Consider the following 15565-nt stretch of genomic DNA (forward strand, 5'->3'; position numbering starts at 1 on the left):
GGAAACACCATGGGATTCAATTGCGGCATCGTCGGCCTGCCCAACGTCGGCAAATCCACCCTGTTCAACGCCCTGACCAAGTCCGGTATCGCAGCGGAGAACTTCCCCTTCTGCACCATCGAGCCCAACAGCGGTATCGTGCCGATGCCGGATCCACGCCTGGACGCCCTGGCGGCCATCGTCAATCCCAAGCGCATCCTGCCGACCACCATGGAATTCGTCGACATCGCCGGCCTGGTTGCTGGTGCGTCGAAAGGTGAAGGCCTGGGCAATAAGTTCCTCGCCAACATCCGCGAGACTGATGCCATCGCCCACGTGGTCCGCTGTTTTGAAGACGAGAACGTGATCCACGTCTCCAACAGCGTCGACCCGAAACGCGACATCGAGATCATCGACCTGGAACTGATCTTCGCCGACCTCGACAGCTGCGAGAAGCAACTGCAGAAAGTCGCGCGCAACGCCAAGGGCGGCGACAAGGACGCAGTGGTCCAGAAAGGTCTGCTGGAGCAACTGATCGCGCACTTCACCGAAGGCAAGCCGGCACGCAGCCTGATGAAGAACATGGGCGCTGACGAGAAGGCCGTGATCAAGGGCTTCCACCTGTTGACCACCAAGCCTGTGATGTACATCGCCAACGTCGCTGAAGACGGTTTCGAGAACAACCCGTTGCTCGACGTAGTCAAGGCCATCGCCGACGAAGAAGGCGCCATCGTGGTGCCGGTGTGCAACAAGATCGAAGCGGAAATCGCCGAGCTTGATGACGGCGAAGAAAAGGACATGTTCCTCGAGGCCCTGGGCCTGGAAGAACCTGGCCTGAACCGCGTGATCCGCGCCGGTTACGAAATGCTCAACCTGCAGACCTACTTCACCGCCGGTGTCGAAGAAGTCCGCGCGTGGACCGTCAAGGTCGGTGCTACCGCACCACAGGCTGCTGGGGTGATCCACACGGACTTCGAAAAAGGGTTTATCCGCGCCGAAGTGATTGCCTACAACGACTTCATCCAGTTCAAGGGTGAGGCCGGTGCCAAGGAAGCGGGCAAGTGGCGCCTGGAAGGTAAGGAATATATTGTTAAAGATGGCGACGTGATGCACTTCCGTTTCAACGTGTAAGTATTACCTGCCCTCTAAACAGTAAAAAAGCCGATGCTTAGCATCGGCTTTTTTGTGGGCGACTATTTATATATCGCACCGATTAAAAGTTTAAGCCAAACATTCAGAAAGCTTCAGACTTCTCCTATCGCCTCTTTGGCCGTTAGCTAAAACACAAAGCATCAATATTAGAATACAACTTATCTTACGCAGCCTGAGGTACATAAAGACCCAAGGAGCACGTGACAACCGTCTTAAAATTCTATCTACTGAAGCGAGCCTTCGACAGCATTACCTGCAATGACGTAATAGCAATTATGGAGTTATCATTCGATGTCGGCGCTCGACCACATGGAAAATGAGACGGAGTTATACCTGATTGACGACCCCGATATTAGAAGCATGTTGGGTAGCACGGCTACGTTTAACATCGATATCTTATTACTAGGGGAAACCGGCACTGGCAAGGATACATTGGCTCAGCGAATTCATCATCTATCCGGCCGGCGGGGTAACTTCATCGCCGTAAACTGCGCAGCTATCCCTGAAAGTCTCGCCGAAAGCCAATTGTTCGGCGTCAACAGCGGCGCTTATACCGGCGCGATACAATCACGCGCCGGTTATGTCGAGGCCGCCCACCTGGGCACGCTGTACCTGGATGAAATCGACAGCATGCCACTGAGCCTGCAAGCCAAATTGCTGCGCGTACTGGAATCACGCGGCGTGGAGCGCCTGGGTTCGACCCGCTTTATCCCGGTGGACATGCGCGTCATAGCGTCAGCCCAGCATTCGTTGCACGAAATGGTAGAGCAAGCCACCTTTAGGCGCGACCTGTACTTCCGCCTGAACGTAGTCAACATTCAGCTACCTACCTTGCGGGATCGACGCGACTGTATCGTTTCACTGTTTCTGGAGATGATCCAGAAAGAAGCAGAATATTTCAAACTTCCTGCCCCTCCTCCACCCGAGAGCCTGCTGCAGCAGCTGTTCGCTCACTCCTGGCCGGGCAACGTTCGCGAGCTGCGTTCAACGGCGAAGCGATTTGTATTAGGACTGCCAGTGCTCTCAAATTCGCCCACGCCCCACCAGGACAAAAAAACAAGCCTGAAGTCAAGTCTGCAGCAAATAGAGAAAATGCTGATTGAGGCGTCTTTGCGCCGCCATGGATACTGTGTAAATACAGTGGCCACTGAATTAAGTGTTTCCAAGCGTACGCTGTACCACAGGATCAAACATCTGGAAATTTCACTGGCGTGAGGCCAATGTCGTTCGTTTTCTGACTGAAAGGCCACAGTGTTTTAATCATAAACATCCCTGGAATGCCTTGCCTATCAAGGCATTGGCTGCATACATAAATACACTCATTGAAATATACAATTAGAAACATTTAATCCCGGCGCACAGGGAACCCAACCTTCTCGACAGCCACACAGATAACACCCAAGCAATTATATGCTGGGATAACTAAACTCAAATATAGCTAGGAGATCATATGACTAATCCAGTCGGTCAAGGCTACGCTCCCTCTTTCCTATACCCTGGTCTAAGTGACGTAGAGGCGGAGAGTAAAATAATAAAGGAGAAGATCCAAAGAGACACCTTAGATAATAACTGGCTAGGCGCCGAGATGAAAAACGTTAACGACATGCTACAAAAAGCCAAAGGTCAGTAAATAATCAGTTGATCTACCGGTTGCCTCTTGTCCCTATGGACAAGAGGTAACCCTGTTGCCAGCCTAAAGGTCACTACATCTGCTCTCATACAAAGTTACTTTACGTAATCAATGAGCCCACATGCCATGCGAATAAAAGAAACTTACTTTTCAGATCAGTCCGATAGCGATGGCGTTACCTACTCAGCATCTGAGCAACCAGTTTCCGGTAGTGATGCTAGTTTTTTTTCATCAATGCTTGAAGGCTCAAGCGATGCGAAGGCAGTGCCCTCAAGGTCGGCTGCCCCGCAGCTTTTTATTGAGGCATCCAATCAGCTCAGCGCCTCAATGAACCGTTTTACCAAACTGGTCCGCGCACCTAAAAAAGAGCTGGATTTTGAAGTCTACAAAACGTTCCCTCGCGACTTCTTCAACGCACAACTTACTCCACATCTATTGACGAAATGCCTCGCCAAGACGACCCAAGGCCTCGACAAAATATGTAACCTGCAGTAATGACAATGAGCCCTTCTCTCCTTGCCGTCATGTTCATTGGTATTGTATCCCTATTAGGCGGATGCAGTGATCGCGTGGAACTTCATCGCCAGCTCTCCGAACAGGAGGCCAATGAAGTCGTTGCCGAATTGGCTGATAAACATATTCGTGCCACCAAATTTCCGGCCAAGGACGGTGTTGTCATCACGGTTAACACCGCTGATATCGGGCGTGCCGTAAGAACGCTGGAAGCCGTAGGACTACCCAGAGTCGCGCGCACCACGCTGGGGGATACATTCCGCAAGGAAGGGGTAATTTCAACGCCGCTGGAGGAACGGGCACGCTACATCTATGCCTTGTCCCAGGAACTTGAGGCCACCTTGTCCAACATTGACGGCGTCATCGTCGCACGCGTGCATGTGGTACTGCCTGAACGCATCGCTCCGGGGGAGCCAGTACAACCGGCATCTGCTTCTGTATTCATCAAGCACGATCCACGGCTGGACCCCGATAATATCAGAGCACGGATCCGCAGATTGGTGGCGAGCAGTATCCCTGGCATGTCTACGGCAGTGGACAACTTGCAGAAACTCTCGGTGATATTCGTGCCTGCGGCGATTTACCAGGAACCTCAACGGCTAGTGTACTTCGGCCCTTTCCTGGTGCCCGGGGATGATCTCGGTTTCTGGCAAACCAGCATGATCGTTTTACTACTCGGCATGGTCTCGCTACCGCTCGCCATATTGTTCCTATACAAACGGCGTCAAAACGGTCTTCATCAGGCGGGCTCAACCGACAAATCAACGGTTTCGACTCATGACGCCTAGTCTCGACCATCAGTTTCATGAACACCTGTCGTGGGCGCGATGGTGGGTGTATCCCTGGCAATCTGCCCACGAAGACTGGAAGGGCGAAGAGTACACTGTGATTGAAACGCTTTTTCGTAGTGGACAGTCAGCACCCGACAACCTCTCAGGTTATGCAGCCTGTTTGCCCGTTGACCCACACCCCACAGTAATCCGCCTGGTTCTGGCCTCGAGGGAACAACTCAACCTAATGTTGGCGTTGGTTCACGACACCTTTAACCCCCAGGACTCAGCCCTCCTGACTAACATTCATCACCAATGGTGCAGGCGTCTTTCCAAGGCGCTGCCCCCCGTGATGCTGCCGCCCGGTTCTGACCCGCTACAACTGCTCTATAGCTGGGTAGAACCCGCGATCTGGCAGCGTCTTAGATTGCGATTCCCCCGTAAATGTGTAATCGAGATTGAGGCAAAACACCCTCTGCACGGAATCACAGGTAACCGACTCGACACACTCTGGCAGGCCGTCGTATGGCGCGCTACTACATCGGAGATGTGATGACATGCCCACCGCAGACACACGTGAGGAGTTCAACAATGTTATGCCGCTCCAACATTGAGTTATCCGGGCGCTCGTCTAGCGTGCCACGCAACATAATCCCTCGGGAAGAGCTAGCAGACTGGAAGCATGCTAATCAGTTGTTGCGTGACACAAGCATTCAAGCTGAGGAGTTGATCAGGTGTGCAGAAAAACAATGTGAGGAGTTGCTGGAAAAGGCCTCGCTTGAAATCTGGCAACGCGCCGACGCTCAGCTCAAGCGGTGGGAACGTAGTAGGCAAACGATGTGCGACAACTTAGAGCATTACGCCACCCAGATCACCAAGCAGGCTATTGGTAGCCTGCTTGACGAGACTGTAGCCTCCCAACGAGTGGCAGCCCTCGTTAAGCAATTGCTGAAAAGCCAAGTCGATGAAATCAGCGCGACACTAATGTGCCACCCACATGACCTTACAGAAGTAACGCACTGTTTAGCCCATCATGGGAGCACGCTCTGGAAGCTTACCGCCGACAATTCAATCCACTCCCAAACACTTGTATTGAAGACAGACGAAGGAGATTTCCGAATCAGCTGGCACGACATGCGCAACGCTCTTTACGAACAAGGCAAAGATCGTTGGATCGATGTCTGACCTCGCGACGCTCCAGTCGTTTATTAATATTCCCTATTTAGCAATGAATTTTCCACTCACTCGACAATCATCAGTCATACAGGTAGATCATGGACTTCTATAGCACCTTCACTTCAGAAGTTACAAGAATCCGGAAGAACGCTGACAAGGAATTCAAGTCTTTTTTCAGTGAAGCGTCACCCGACAATTGGGATGGCGAACTTTTTTTCAGGTTGGCACTTAACAAAGAGATGGCCAATTCGTTTGATCAGGATCACGCAAAACTTGTCAATCAGTCACTCAAAACTACCATTGATTTTTTCACGTAAATGAACCATTCAATTGGCAACTGGCTGTGCAACAAAGAAGAACAAATGACATTATTTGAAGAGGACGGTGACGTCACCTTGACCAATCAGACAAACGTTCTGTTGCTTGGCGCCGAACTGACTTCAACTCGAACTGACGGCGTCGCTCTACAGTATTGGGCGCGCCTGGGTACCGCCAATCTCGCGCATTTCCAGCGGGCACTGGCTCAGAATCGAAACACGGGTGCGCTATGGCTTACTCAGCGTCTGAAAGGCGAACTGATGAGGCGCATGTGCTCAACCGTGTGGTCGCCTTGCTCAATCAGCGCGATACATGGCGAGCCATCTTCGCACGTCTTGGGCGCCCCTCCCTGAGCGTCAAGCCCTTCCCACTACGTTCACAGTTGTACTAACCAGAGCACTTTCCATGAATAACAAGACCCGCGAGCGCAGGAGTCTGCGTTTTTATTCGTCCGGCGTTTTATCAAAATGCGCCCTTTGGTGCAGCCTTTGCCTGCTTTGCTCGCTATTGATCCCGCTAAGCAGCACGTTGGCTGCCGTTCCCGCAGAATGGAAAAATACCGCCTACGCCTACGAGGCGGAGCACAAACCCCTACGAGACGTACTCGAGGACTTCGCCCAAACCTTCGGTACTCAATTGCAAATCGAAGGCCTGCTGGAAGGCAACGTCAACGGCAAGATCCGCGCGAATACTCCTCAGTCACTGCTGGACAGACTAGGGATTGAGCATCGCTTTCAGTGGTATCTCTACAACAACACCCTCTACATCAGCACGCTGGACCAACAGGACTCCGCGCGCCTGGAAGTCTCGTCGGAAACGATCAGCGACCTCAAGCAGGCGCTGACTGATATCGGACTGCTCGATAGCCGTTTCGGCTGGGGAGAATTACCGGAAGATGGCGTGGTACTTGTCTCCGGCCCCAAGCGCTACATCGAACAGATCAAGCAGTTCAGCAGTCAACGCCGCTCAGCGGATGAAAAACAGAGCGTACTGAGTTACCCGCTGAAGTTCGCCAACGCAGCTGATCGCCAAGTGGACTATCGCGGCGAAAAACTCAACATCCTCGGCGTCGCCAGCATTTTACGAGGGTTGCTGGAACCACGTTCTGGCTCAGCACTCTCCGCCCTGAGCCAACGCCCCACGCACCAGCCTGCTTTTATCACGCCAAACGTACCTCGGCTGGGCAACCCGCTGCTGGGCCAAATGCTCGGTGCAAACGGCAACACAGGGCAAGTGGACGCAGGGCCGGCGCTGCCCCCACGAGCACCGGTATCCGGCGGCCGAATACGCGTCGAAGCCGATGTGCGCAACAACGCTGTGCTGATTTATGACTTGCCTGAACGCCAGGCCATGTACCGCGAGCTAATCAACCAACTCGACGTCGCGCGCAAGCTGATCGAAATCGATGCGATCATTCTCGATATCGATCGTACGCAGTTGCGCGAATTCGGGGTGAACTGGGGCTTCCAGAACAGCCGCTTCAAGGTCAACATGGCACCCGGTACCTCATCGCAATTGTCGATTAAGAACCGTGACCGTTTCTACGCCGATATCCGCGCGTTGGAAACAAAGGGACTGGCAACCATGGTCTCGAACCCTTCAGTGCTCACCCTGGAAAACCAACCAGCGGTAATCGACTTCAACCGCACCCAGTACCTCAGTCGTGGCACTGAATACGCAACAATTTTGCCGGTCACCGTGGGCACCAGCTTCCAGGTGGTCCCCAGGGTTACCACCAGTCGCGGCAGTCACCAGATCCATTTGGCAGTGGACATTGAAGATGGCAATTTCGACGAGTCCAACCCTGACCCCAACCACCTTGATGTCCGCCGGGGCAAGGTCAGCACCCAAGCCGTAATGGCGGAAAAGCGCTCGCTGGTGGTTGGCGGTTTCCAGGTCACTGAAAGTGCCGACAAGCAAAGCAAGATTCCCCTCCTGGGCGATATCCCACTGTTGGGCAAAGCGTTGTTCTCCTCGACAGAACGCCAGAACAATCGGCGCGAACGCTTGTTCATCCTCACCCCACGGGTTATCGGCGACCAGGACGATCCGTCGCGTTACTTGCCACAAGCTGACCAAGCCGAGCTGCAAGCCGCCCTCGCACCGCTGGCAAGGCGCTACTCCCCCCATCAACCGGTAGTAAAACGCAGTGACATCATTACTACCCTGGCACATCTGGTCAGTGGGGAAGTGCCCAAACCTTTCAAGGCGGCACCGATGCCCCTGGGACTGAACACTTTATGCAGCACCCGAGATTTGCTCGCGCTGAATACCGGACGCAGCCAATGGTACGCAGGCCCGGAATTCAACGTAGCGGTGGTGGTGTTGCGCAATCAGTTCAAACGTAACGTACGTATCGACGAGAAAGAGTGCAGCACCGCGCAGACCCTGGCGGTCACCGTATGGCCGCGTGCGTGGCTCAAGCCAGGTGAAGAGGCCGAAGTGTTTATCGCCATGCGCACCGTGGTGAAGGATGAACACCTCAGCGTACCCCGCCCTTCCTTGATCACTCCAGCTCAGAAGGCCCAACCATGAAACACAGCCCGTTATGCGTCATCTTGATCGGCCTGGCATTGCTCGTCAGCGGCTGTACGCCCACCTGCAAAGGCGATTCGTGCTCACGCCCGCAATCGACCAAGGACCAGATGGTGATCTGGTGGCCGTCATCCATGCGCGCCGAACCCGGCCCCGCCGGCGAGCGCCCGGACTACCAGACGGTGTCGCTGGAACGATGAGTCGCCAGGAAATGCCTGACGATCAACGCCAGGTGTTTCTGGACAGTCTGGTGAGTGGCTCTGCCACTCACCAGACCCTTGTACCCGGTAGTGTGTGCACTGCGCGCAGGGAACCGCCCCGGCATTGCCTTGCAGGCCGGCCAATTGCAACCCGTGTCGGAGCGACGCTTTGAGCAGGCACTGGCATTCGATGGGTGTTTTGTTTACCTAGACGCCCAGTACACGCTGGTGATCTGGCACGCACTGCCTGCAACCCACAGCACGCTGGACAGAATCCTTAGCCGGATGCTTTAACTGGCCAACCTGCAAGCCTTGGACATTGGCTCAAGCCGCTGATCAACGGCGTTCAAGCTCCGGCAGTTCGAGGGTTTCGCGCTTGGCTTCATCATCGAGTTCGCGCAAGGTGCGGTAAATCAGCGCCACCGCCTGCAAGGTCTCGCGAGGGATGCTTGCTCCCAGCTTATTCGTGTAGAGCGTGCGAGCCAGCCATACACATTGGATCACCGGCACATCAGCCGCCTTGGCGCGCTGGATCAGTTGGCGGGCCTCAGCATCCGTGCCTTTGCTGACCAGCAAGGGCAGCGGCGTTTTACCTGGGCGGTAGTACAAGGCGACTGCAAAGTGCGTCGGGTTGACCACCAGCATGTCGGACTCTTCCAGTTTGGGCAGTTTGACCTTGGGTTCTTCCTGAGCCAATTGATACGCCAGTGAACGCCGCTGGCCTTTGACGTGAGGGTCGCCCTCCATCTCCTTGTACTCTTTGACCACCTCGACCTGGGTCATGCGCATGCGCTTGGCGAAGAAGTGCTTCACCATGACGAAGTCGATAAGCGCCAGTACCAGCAGCATGCCAAGGCAGGCATGCAGCAAGTGGCGAAACAGCGCTATCAATGCCAGTAGGTAACTTTGCAGATCACTGGTAGCCAAGTTGATCAGCGTACCCAATGAGGGCCAGATCACCACATACAGAATCAAAGCGATAAGGCAGGCTTTCACGATGCTCATCAGTAGGTTCATCAACTGTTGGGCAGAGAACATTTGCTTGACTTGACTGAGCGGATTGAGGCGGTTGAAATCCAGCTTCAGGGTCTCTGGTGCAAACAGCATCCCGAACTGCATCCAACTGCTGATCAGCTTGGTGGTAATTGCCATTGCGGCCATCAGCAGAGCGAATGAGAAAAACACCACCATCCCTTCAAGCAGCACCTCCTCCAACGCTCGCACAAAAGGCTGAGTCAAACGTGATATCGGCAGCAGCATCAGTTGCTGGAAGCGTTGCAGGCTAGTCTCGGCAGTGAACAGGGCAATCTCGCTGATGGCCGTCAACGCCAGCAGCTTTGACACATCCTGGCTTTGGGCGACCTGGCCTTTCTTACGCTGGTCACGCAGTTTCTTGGCTGACGCCGGGTGCTTTTTTTCGCCGGAATCACTCATGGGATGGCGACCTTGATCAGCAGCCTCAACGAGTGTTTAAGATCGCCCAACAACCCCATGCGCCCGATGATCAGGTCCTGCAACAGCGCAAAGTAGAGCAATAGGATACCTATTCCCGCCAGGCTCTTGACCGGTGGTGCCAACGTACTCACTTGTAACTGCTGGCTGTAAACCCCAAGTAGCGCGATGCCGAACTCCAGCAACAACAGCACCGCAATAAACGGTGCAGCGTAAAGCATCATGTGCCTAAAGGTGTCGCCCAACAGGTCGATGAATACGCTCATGCCATTTGCCGCCGGCAGCGGGAACCACGCCGTGGGTGGCCAGATCAGGTAACTGTCCCAGATCACTTGGGTCAGCGTGCCCAACCCCAGGCTCACCATCAGCAGAAAAATCGCCAGCTGCTTGAACAAGTGTCCGATCGGCGTCGCATCCGGCCCCAGCGATGGGTTGAGCTGCCCACCGGCCAAAGCGCCGCGCTGGTTATCGAGCAACGCCCCCACTGACTCAAACATCCAGAACGGCATCGACAGCAGCACACCCATCAGAATCCCCAGGGCCACCTCCTTGAGCACCAGCGCACTCAGCAGCATCGCGGAATAATCCTGACCTGCCAGCGCCGCATGAATACCCGGTGCAGGTATCAATGCCAGGACCATCACGATGGTATGCCGCGGCATGCCCTTTATATGCTGAAAACAGAACGCCGCCACCAGGATGCCACAGGGGTAGATACGCGCCATGCCGACCAAAAGGCTGGGCAAATACTCGAGATACAGCAGCACGGGCAGAGTCTCAGTTCAGGGCCGATCGGCCGATCATGTCAAAGGTCAGGTTGATCAGTTGGATCAGCTCCACGCCAATCCAGCGGCCGGTCATGATCAACGTGATACCCACCGCCACCAGCTTGATGCCGAAGGGTAACGTCTGGTCCTGCACCTGCATCAACGCCTGTACCAGAGACGTCATCACGCCCACCACCACCGCCACGATCAACGGCGGTGCCGATAGAACAACCACCAACAGCATGCCCTGCTTGAACAGCACAATGGGTTCCATAAGCCACTCAGAGATAGGAGAGGAACAGACTGTCAAGCAACCGTGACCAACCGGACACCATCACGAACAACAGTAATTTGAGCGGCAAGGAAATGGTCATCGGCGAGACCATTTGCATGCCCAACGCCAACAGTAGGTTGGAGACAATCAAGTCGATGACAATGAAGGGGATATAGATCAGGAAGCCGATCTCGAACCCCGCCTGCAGTTGCGACAGCACAAACGCCGGGATCAACAGAATCAAGTCTTCGCGTTGCACCTCCCGGGCCAGTTGAGCGGGCCACAGACGTGACGTGTTTTCCAGCAGATGTGTCAGCACATCCGGGTCGACGTTACGCAACATGAAGGCACGCAACGGTTTAATCGCTTCACTTCCCGTCTGCAGAAGCGTCTGCACATTGCTCAGGTCCAGCGGTGCGGCTTTGATGTTCTCAGCTATTTCATACCCCACCGGCGCCATGATAAATAGCGTGGTTGCGAGCGCGATGCCATTGATGGCCATGCCCGGCGGCACCTGCTGCACACCAATGGCGTTACGGGTGATCATCAGCACTATCACGATCTTCAGGAACGCCGTGCAGACGATCAACAGCATGGGCATCAATGACAATGCCGCTAAAAAGACCGCCAGGACTAAGGGGTCCAACCCCTGAAGTATCATCGGCCGAACATCACACGGGATAACTGCAAGCCCAGACGCCCGTCGACTTCAACCAACTGTCCCTGGCCAATCGGTCGATCGCCATAATAGAGGCCAGCCATGCCTGGCGCATAACCGGCGATGCCCAGCACCGCGCCCGGCGCGAGGTTACGCAACTCGCCCAGGGTCAAGTTCAACGTGCCGCAGCGCACGTTCAGCGCCATGCTCAGTTCGTCGAACGGCTCGTGACCGAATACGTCCATCACAGGCTCATCACCCTCATCCCCAGCGTAGTCGGGGGCTAGATATTCTTCGTCCACAGACGTCTCCTCAATTGAAGTAAGGGTCAGGCCTAACGGCCCGCTGTCATCGTCAATGCGCCCATACAGTCGCTGTGTGCCAACCTGTAGGTAGCCGCTGCCCTCGGCCACAAAGAAGCTCTGCTCAAGCACCAGCACATCACCAGTGCGCAGGCTGCGTACCTGGGCGATCGGCAACTGCAGGCGCCCCAGGGTCACTGCAATGGTCAACCGAAACGACGCGGGCATCGGTCGGGCCGTGGCGCGCCATGGGCCGGCGTCGCACAACACCAGAAAACTCTCGGGAGCCAGCCACACATACCCTTCGACCCGGGCTTTACCCAGGGCCACACTGAGCCGGCAGCCAAACGCCTTGGGGAGTTGTTCGGCCTCCAGCAATCGCACATAGCCCAACACGGCTTTCACCTGAGGGCTCAGGTAAAACTGGAACAACGCCCAAAACCAGGAATCCGGATCGTTGCCGGAGGGGGCTAACGTCACGGGGCATTCACCCAGCAGGCTGAGCAACGGCCCAGCTTCAGCGAGAGCCAGCACGCCACACGCGGTTTCGAAGAACATCGCCTGGCCACCGGCGGGAGCACGTCCAGGTTCGAGCAGCATCTGACCTGCCTGCCCGGCCACATGGAACACCAAGCTCAGGCCGCGTCCCAGTCGACGTCGCGCAGCAGCTATGTCGCCGTTGATCGAAGGTAATGTCAAAAGCGGCACTATCATGTGCTGCCGATAGTAGGTAGAGACAGGCTGACCGACCGCCCCAGCGTCAGTGCAAACCGATCTTCACACTGTTGCCGTACGCCGCTAAGCCAGCGTGCGGTCGCCTCCTCTTGCGCTTCCAGATCGATACTCCAGCTACTCTGTTCGCGGCGCACACTGGCGTTGATCCGCCCCAGGCGGGGCAAGTACAACACAGCTTGGAGCGGCCACTGCGAAGTGGCCTGCAGACGAGGCACCAGTTGCTCGGTCAGCGCCTCAATCATGGCCGTGCCGCCCGAGGCTTTTGTTCCCCGCAGGGAACCTCGATCGCCTGCCCCCTCATCGTCACCGGCCCAGAACTGGGCGAACAACCGCGTCAATTCCGCCGGCACCACGCCCGCAGTTCCCGGCTCTCGTTCCTCTCGTGACTCATTCGAGCGTGGGCGTTCAGCAGGTTTGTCTGATACCTGGTTCATGTTGGCTCCTGTGCCAGTAAAAGAGATAGTTCCTGGAGTTTTTCCACCTGTCGCAGGCAATCGGTCACCTTTTTCTGAGCAGTGCCAACGCGGGCTTGCTTGTCTTCCCGCTGGTCTTGCAATGCCGCCAATTGCCCCATTTCTCTGCGGGTAGTGGCGGACAACGAGCGCTCCTGAGCACTCCAGGATTTCAGGGCCTTAAGGGTCAATACCTGACCCTGATGCTGATCGAGCAATTGAGTACTTCGTCGAGCCTCCTCCTGCCGAGTCTGCTCAAGTGCATCCTCGGCCTGCCGGATATGCGCAAACAGCGCCTGTTGGGCCCGCTTGGCCTCACGCAAGGCACGCTCTGCCCGGTCCGCTCGGTGGCGGCGCAGGCGTCGCAGCGTCTCGACTTCACCGAGCAGCACATCAGAATGGGACATAGGCAGTCAGCTCCTTGAGTTGATCCAGTGTCGCGGTCATCGGCGAAGGCTCACGCAAGTCCTGGCGCAAGAAACCATCGACAGCCTGGCGACTCTCCACGGCAAGGTCGGTCAGGGCATCACTTCCAGACTGGTACTCCCCCAGCTTGAGCATCAGCTCGATCTGCTGATACGCCGACAACAAACGTCGCAACGCAGTACCCGCCTGGATATCCGCAGGCTCGGCGACGTTGCTCAAGATCCGCGACAAGCTCGCCAGCACATCGACCGCAGGATAGTGCCCACGCTCGGCCAACTTACGGGACAGCACGATATGACCATCGAGCAACGAGCGAACTTCATCAGCCACCGGGTCGTTCATGGAGTCCTGCTCGATCAGCACCGTATAGATCGCCGTGATCACGCCCTCATTCGTTAACCCGGCGCGCTCTACCAGCCGCGGCAACAGGCTGTAGACAGAAGGAGGAAGGCCGCCGCGACCAAGGGGTTCGCCAGCCGCCAGGCCGATTTCACGCTGGGCCCTGGCAAAACGGGTCAGGGAATCGATCAGCAGCAACACACGCTTGCCCTTGCGGCGAAAACCTTCAGCCAGCGCGGTCGCCGTAAATGCTGCACGTGCTCGCTCCATGCTGGAACGATCGGACGTGGCACACACCAGCACCGCCTTGGCACGCAGTTGTGCATCGAGCTCATGATCAAGAAACTCGCGCAGTTCGCGACCCCGTTCGCCGATCAGGCCAAACACGATGACGTCGCACTCCACGTTACGGGCGATTTCGGCCAACAGGGTTGTTTTGCCACACCCTGCCCCCGCGAACAGTCCTACACGCTGTCCTTCGCCCAGCGTCAGCAAACCATCGATCGAGCGAACACCGGTTGCCAGTGCACGGTTGATCCGTGGCCGTTCGGTGGGCAATGGCGCCTCACACAGGACTGCGCTGGTATCCGCCAAGTCAGCTTCGACAAACGCGCTGGGCCCATCTCCCGCGATCGCCCGCCCGAAACCGTCCAGCACCTGGCCCAGCAGTGCCTCGCTGACCCGTACCCGATGGGATACCCCTAGGCGCTCGACACCAGCGCCCACCTGTACACCTTCCAGGTTGCCCAAGGCGCTGAGTACGGCATCCTGCTGGTCAAAACCGATGATCTCGGCGAGCATGCAGTCGCCTGGCCTTTTCTCCACCTGGCACAAATCCCCGATACGCGCCTGGGGCAATCGGCACTGCAGCAACATGCCATTGACACGCTGGATCCGCCCACGCATCGACACGGGCGCGAAGGCGGCCAACGACTGGACCTGATGCTGGTGCCAAGCGTCGAGACGCGCCTGTACTTCCGTGCTCACCAGCGCACCTCATAACGCTGCGCACCGTCGAACACCACTTTGCCATTGTCGATCAGCACCAGGCGCAGTCCATCCACTTCATCACCAACAAACAGCCGGCTACCTTCCTCCAGCACGACGTGACCATTGGCTCCTCCCACAATCTGCACAATCTTGAACGGCAAGGCTCCATCGCGCGCGCGCACACGGCTGATCACCGGTACCGCGCTGTCGTATTGTTCGCCAAAACGGTTGAGCATGCGTGCGACCAGCTCTACATCGTCCTGGGAAACGTCGCCATCGAGCGCGACCTGGCCATTGATCACCTGCAAGTTGACGCGCTGGCTCAACTCGCGTTCGTTGAGCATCTTCAACAGCTGTTGGCGCACGTCGAACGGTGAGGCCAACGCCTGCTTCTGCACCACTGGCGGCCTCAAGGACGCCTTGGCCTCCGGGTCCCCGGTGTAGGCCATGCCCACCACGATGAAGATGACCGTTATCGCCAGCACCAGGCTGACCAGGCGCTTTTGCTGGGAGTGGGAGATGGTAGACAAGTTGAGTTGCCGCGCCGGCTCATTGAGCGCGGGCGGTGCTACCGGTGCAGGAGCGGGTGATTGAGGCCAGGGCTCATCGGCCAGACTGACACACAGACGCACGCCTCCCACTGAAAATACATCGTTGAGCGCCAGACGCGCGATCTGAGCCAGCACCTGACCATCAGCCCCGCGCAACAACCCGGCCTCGGCCTGCACCGACCAGTTCGCATCAATGAGCCTCAGCCTTGCATGCTGCTCGGCGATACCAGGATCGTGCAGTAACAGATCGGCGTCGGTGTGAGCACCGATGCTCCACTGCTCCCCAAACAAAGGCAGCGCTGCCCCCTGGTGCAGTCCATCAAGCACGCGTAACTCAAACATCATC

The 15565-nt window shown here is 56.3% G+C and carries 16 protein-coding genes and 1 pseudogene; 8 read left to right on the plus strand and 9 right to left on the minus strand.

Translation table 11 applies throughout. The features are described 5' to 3' along the window. Positions 1-9: 9 nt before the first annotated feature. From ychF to BM110_RS05020, 8 genes and pseudogenes are all read left to right on the plus strand, one after another. Entirely contained in the window at positions 10-1110 is a 1101-nt protein-coding gene (gene ychF / locus BM110_RS04965; RefSeq protein ID WP_003171595.1) for a redox-regulated ATPase YchF, read from the plus strand. A gap of 312 nt (positions 1111-1422) precedes the next feature. Further along, a complete protein-coding gene (locus tag BM110_RS04970) occupies positions 1423-2346 on the plus strand; it encodes a sigma 54-interacting transcriptional regulator (RefSeq protein ID WP_092240579.1) in 924 nt (307 codons plus the stop codon). Positions 2347-2887: 541 nt separating this feature from the next. Continuing rightward, a complete protein-coding gene (locus BM110_RS04980; RefSeq protein WP_092240575.1) occupies positions 2888-3256 on the plus strand; it encodes a hypothetical protein in 369 nt (122 codons plus the stop codon). 5 nt (positions 3257-3261) lie between these two features. Then, entirely contained in the window at positions 3262-4062 is an 801-nt protein-coding gene (gene sctJ, locus BM110_RS04985) for a type III secretion system inner membrane ring lipoprotein SctJ (RefSeq protein WP_092241378.1), read from the plus strand. Between the two features lie 573 nt (positions 4063-4635). Next, complete coding sequence (sctL, locus tag BM110_RS04995; protein WP_092240573.1) at positions 4636-5229, plus strand: type III secretion system stator protein SctL; 594 nt, start codon at positions 4636-4638, stop codon at positions 5227-5229. Positions 5230-5943: 714 nt separating this feature from the next. Beyond that, a complete protein-coding gene (gene sctC, locus BM110_RS05010; RefSeq protein ID WP_092240570.1) occupies positions 5944-8073 on the plus strand; it encodes a type III secretion system outer membrane ring subunit SctC in 2130 nt (709 codons plus the stop codon). Further along, positions 8070-8273: an HrpT family type III secretion system protein gene (gene hrpT / locus BM110_RS05015; protein ID WP_092240568.1), complete on the plus strand. Its 204-nt coding sequence runs from the start codon at positions 8070-8072 to the stop codon at positions 8271-8273. The genes sctC and hrpT overlap by 4 nt, the downstream gene beginning before the upstream one ends. Positions 8274-8284: 11 nt before the next feature. Further along, positions 8285-8567: pseudogene (locus tag BM110_RS05020) on the plus strand (transcriptional regulator). A gap of 42 nt (positions 8568-8609) precedes the next feature. On the opposite strand, the gene sctU reads toward BM110_RS05020, so the two are convergent. The 9 genes from sctU to BM110_RS05065 are packed head-to-tail and all read right to left on the minus strand — an operon-like array spanning position 8610 to position 15561. Then, positions 8610-9707 carry a type III secretion system export apparatus subunit SctU gene (gene sctU, locus BM110_RS05025; RefSeq protein WP_092240566.1) on the minus strand — a complete coding sequence of 366 codons (1098 nt, stop codon included), beginning with the start codon at positions 9705-9707 and terminating at the stop codon, positions 8610-8612. Next, positions 9704-10492 (minus strand): type III secretion system export apparatus subunit SctT, encoded by a 789-nt coding sequence (gene sctT, locus BM110_RS05030; RefSeq protein WP_093512560.1) that lies wholly within the window; start codon positions 10490-10492, stop codon positions 9704-9706. Before sctT ends, sctU begins: the two co-directional genes overlap by 4 nt. A gap of 10 nt (positions 10493-10502) precedes the next feature. Beyond that, complete coding sequence (gene sctS, locus BM110_RS05035) at positions 10503-10766, minus strand: type III secretion system export apparatus subunit SctS (RefSeq protein WP_065888055.1); 264 nt, start codon at positions 10764-10766, stop codon at positions 10503-10505. A gap of 7 nt (positions 10767-10773) precedes the next feature. Further along, a complete protein-coding gene (sctR, locus tag BM110_RS05040; RefSeq protein ID WP_092240562.1) occupies positions 10774-11427 on the minus strand; it encodes a type III secretion system export apparatus subunit SctR in 654 nt (217 codons plus the stop codon). Further along, positions 11424-12440 (minus strand): FliM/FliN family flagellar motor switch protein, encoded by a 1017-nt coding sequence (locus BM110_RS05045; RefSeq protein WP_093512562.1) that lies wholly within the window; start codon positions 12438-12440, stop codon positions 11424-11426. Before BM110_RS05045 ends, sctR begins: the two co-directional genes overlap by 4 nt. After that, positions 12437-12895 carry a type III secretion system HrpP C-terminal domain-containing protein gene (locus BM110_RS05050; RefSeq protein WP_092240559.1) on the minus strand — a complete coding sequence of 153 codons (459 nt, stop codon included), beginning with the start codon at positions 12893-12895 and terminating at the stop codon, positions 12437-12439. The genes BM110_RS05045 and BM110_RS05050 overlap by 4 nt, the downstream gene beginning before the upstream one ends. Continuing rightward, entirely contained in the window at positions 12892-13320 is a 429-nt protein-coding gene (locus BM110_RS05055; RefSeq protein WP_092240557.1) for a type III secretion system stalk subunit SctO, read from the minus strand. The genes BM110_RS05050 and BM110_RS05055 overlap by 4 nt, the downstream gene beginning before the upstream one ends. After that, the gene (locus BM110_RS05060; protein WP_092240555.1) at positions 13307-14665 is read right to left on the minus strand and encodes a FliI/YscN family ATPase; all 1359 of its coding nucleotides are present in this window, start codon (positions 14663-14665) and stop codon (positions 13307-13309) included. Before BM110_RS05060 ends, BM110_RS05055 begins: the two co-directional genes overlap by 14 nt. Next, on the minus strand, positions 14662-15561 hold the full coding sequence (locus tag BM110_RS05065) for an FHA domain-containing protein (RefSeq protein WP_170856030.1): 900 nt from the start codon (positions 15559-15561) through the stop codon (positions 14662-14664). Before BM110_RS05065 ends, BM110_RS05060 begins: the two co-directional genes overlap by 4 nt. Positions 15562-15565: the final 4 nt, after the last annotated feature.

The organism is Pseudomonas sp. NFPP28 (assembly GCF_900115535.1).
GTDB lineage: Bacteria > Pseudomonadota > Gammaproteobacteria > Pseudomonadales > Pseudomonadaceae > Aquipseudomonas > Aquipseudomonas extremorientalis.

Coding starts and splice junctions, on each gene's coding strand:
- hrpT (WP_092240568.1), top strand. CDS start 8,070: ATGAAACACAGCCCGTTATGCGTCATCTTGATCGGCCTGGCATTGCTC.
- sctS (WP_065888055.1), bottom strand. CDS start 10,766: ATGGAACCCATTGTGCTGTTCAAGCAGGGCATGCTGTTGGTGGTTGTT.
- BM110_RS04970 (WP_092240579.1), top strand. CDS start 1,423: ATGTCGGCGCTCGACCACATGGAAAATGAGACGGAGTTATACCTGATT.
- sctL (WP_092240573.1), top strand. CDS start 4,636: ATGTTATGCCGCTCCAACATTGAGTTATCCGGGCGCTCGTCTAGCGTG.
- sctR (WP_092240562.1), bottom strand. CDS start 11,427: ATGATACTTCAGGGGTTGGACCCCTTAGTCCTGGCGGTCTTTTTAGCG.
- BM110_RS05055 (WP_092240557.1), bottom strand. CDS start 13,320: ATGTCCCATTCTGATGTGCTGCTCGGTGAAGTCGAGACGCTGCGACGC.
- sctC (WP_092240570.1), top strand. CDS start 5,944: ATGAATAACAAGACCCGCGAGCGCAGGAGTCTGCGTTTTTATTCGTCC.
- BM110_RS05065 (WP_170856030.1), bottom strand. CDS start 15,561: ATGTTTGAGTTACGCGTGCTTGATGGACTGCACCAGGGGGCAGCGCTG.
- BM110_RS05045 (WP_093512562.1), bottom strand. CDS start 12,440: ATGATAGTGCCGCTTTTGACATTACCTTCGATCAACGGCGACATAGCT.
- BM110_RS05050 (WP_092240559.1), bottom strand. CDS start 12,895: ATGAACCAGGTATCAGACAAACCTGCTGAACGCCCACGCTCGAATGAG.
- BM110_RS04980 (WP_092240575.1), top strand. CDS start 2,888: ATGCGAATAAAAGAAACTTACTTTTCAGATCAGTCCGATAGCGATGGC.
- sctJ (WP_092241378.1), top strand. CDS start 3,262: ATGAGCCCTTCTCTCCTTGCCGTCATGTTCATTGGTATTGTATCCCTA.
- ychF (WP_003171595.1), top strand. CDS start 10: ATGGGATTCAATTGCGGCATCGTCGGCCTGCCCAACGTCGGCAAATCC.
- sctU (WP_092240566.1), bottom strand. CDS start 9,707: ATGAGTGATTCCGGCGAAAAAAAGCACCCGGCGTCAGCCAAGAAACTG.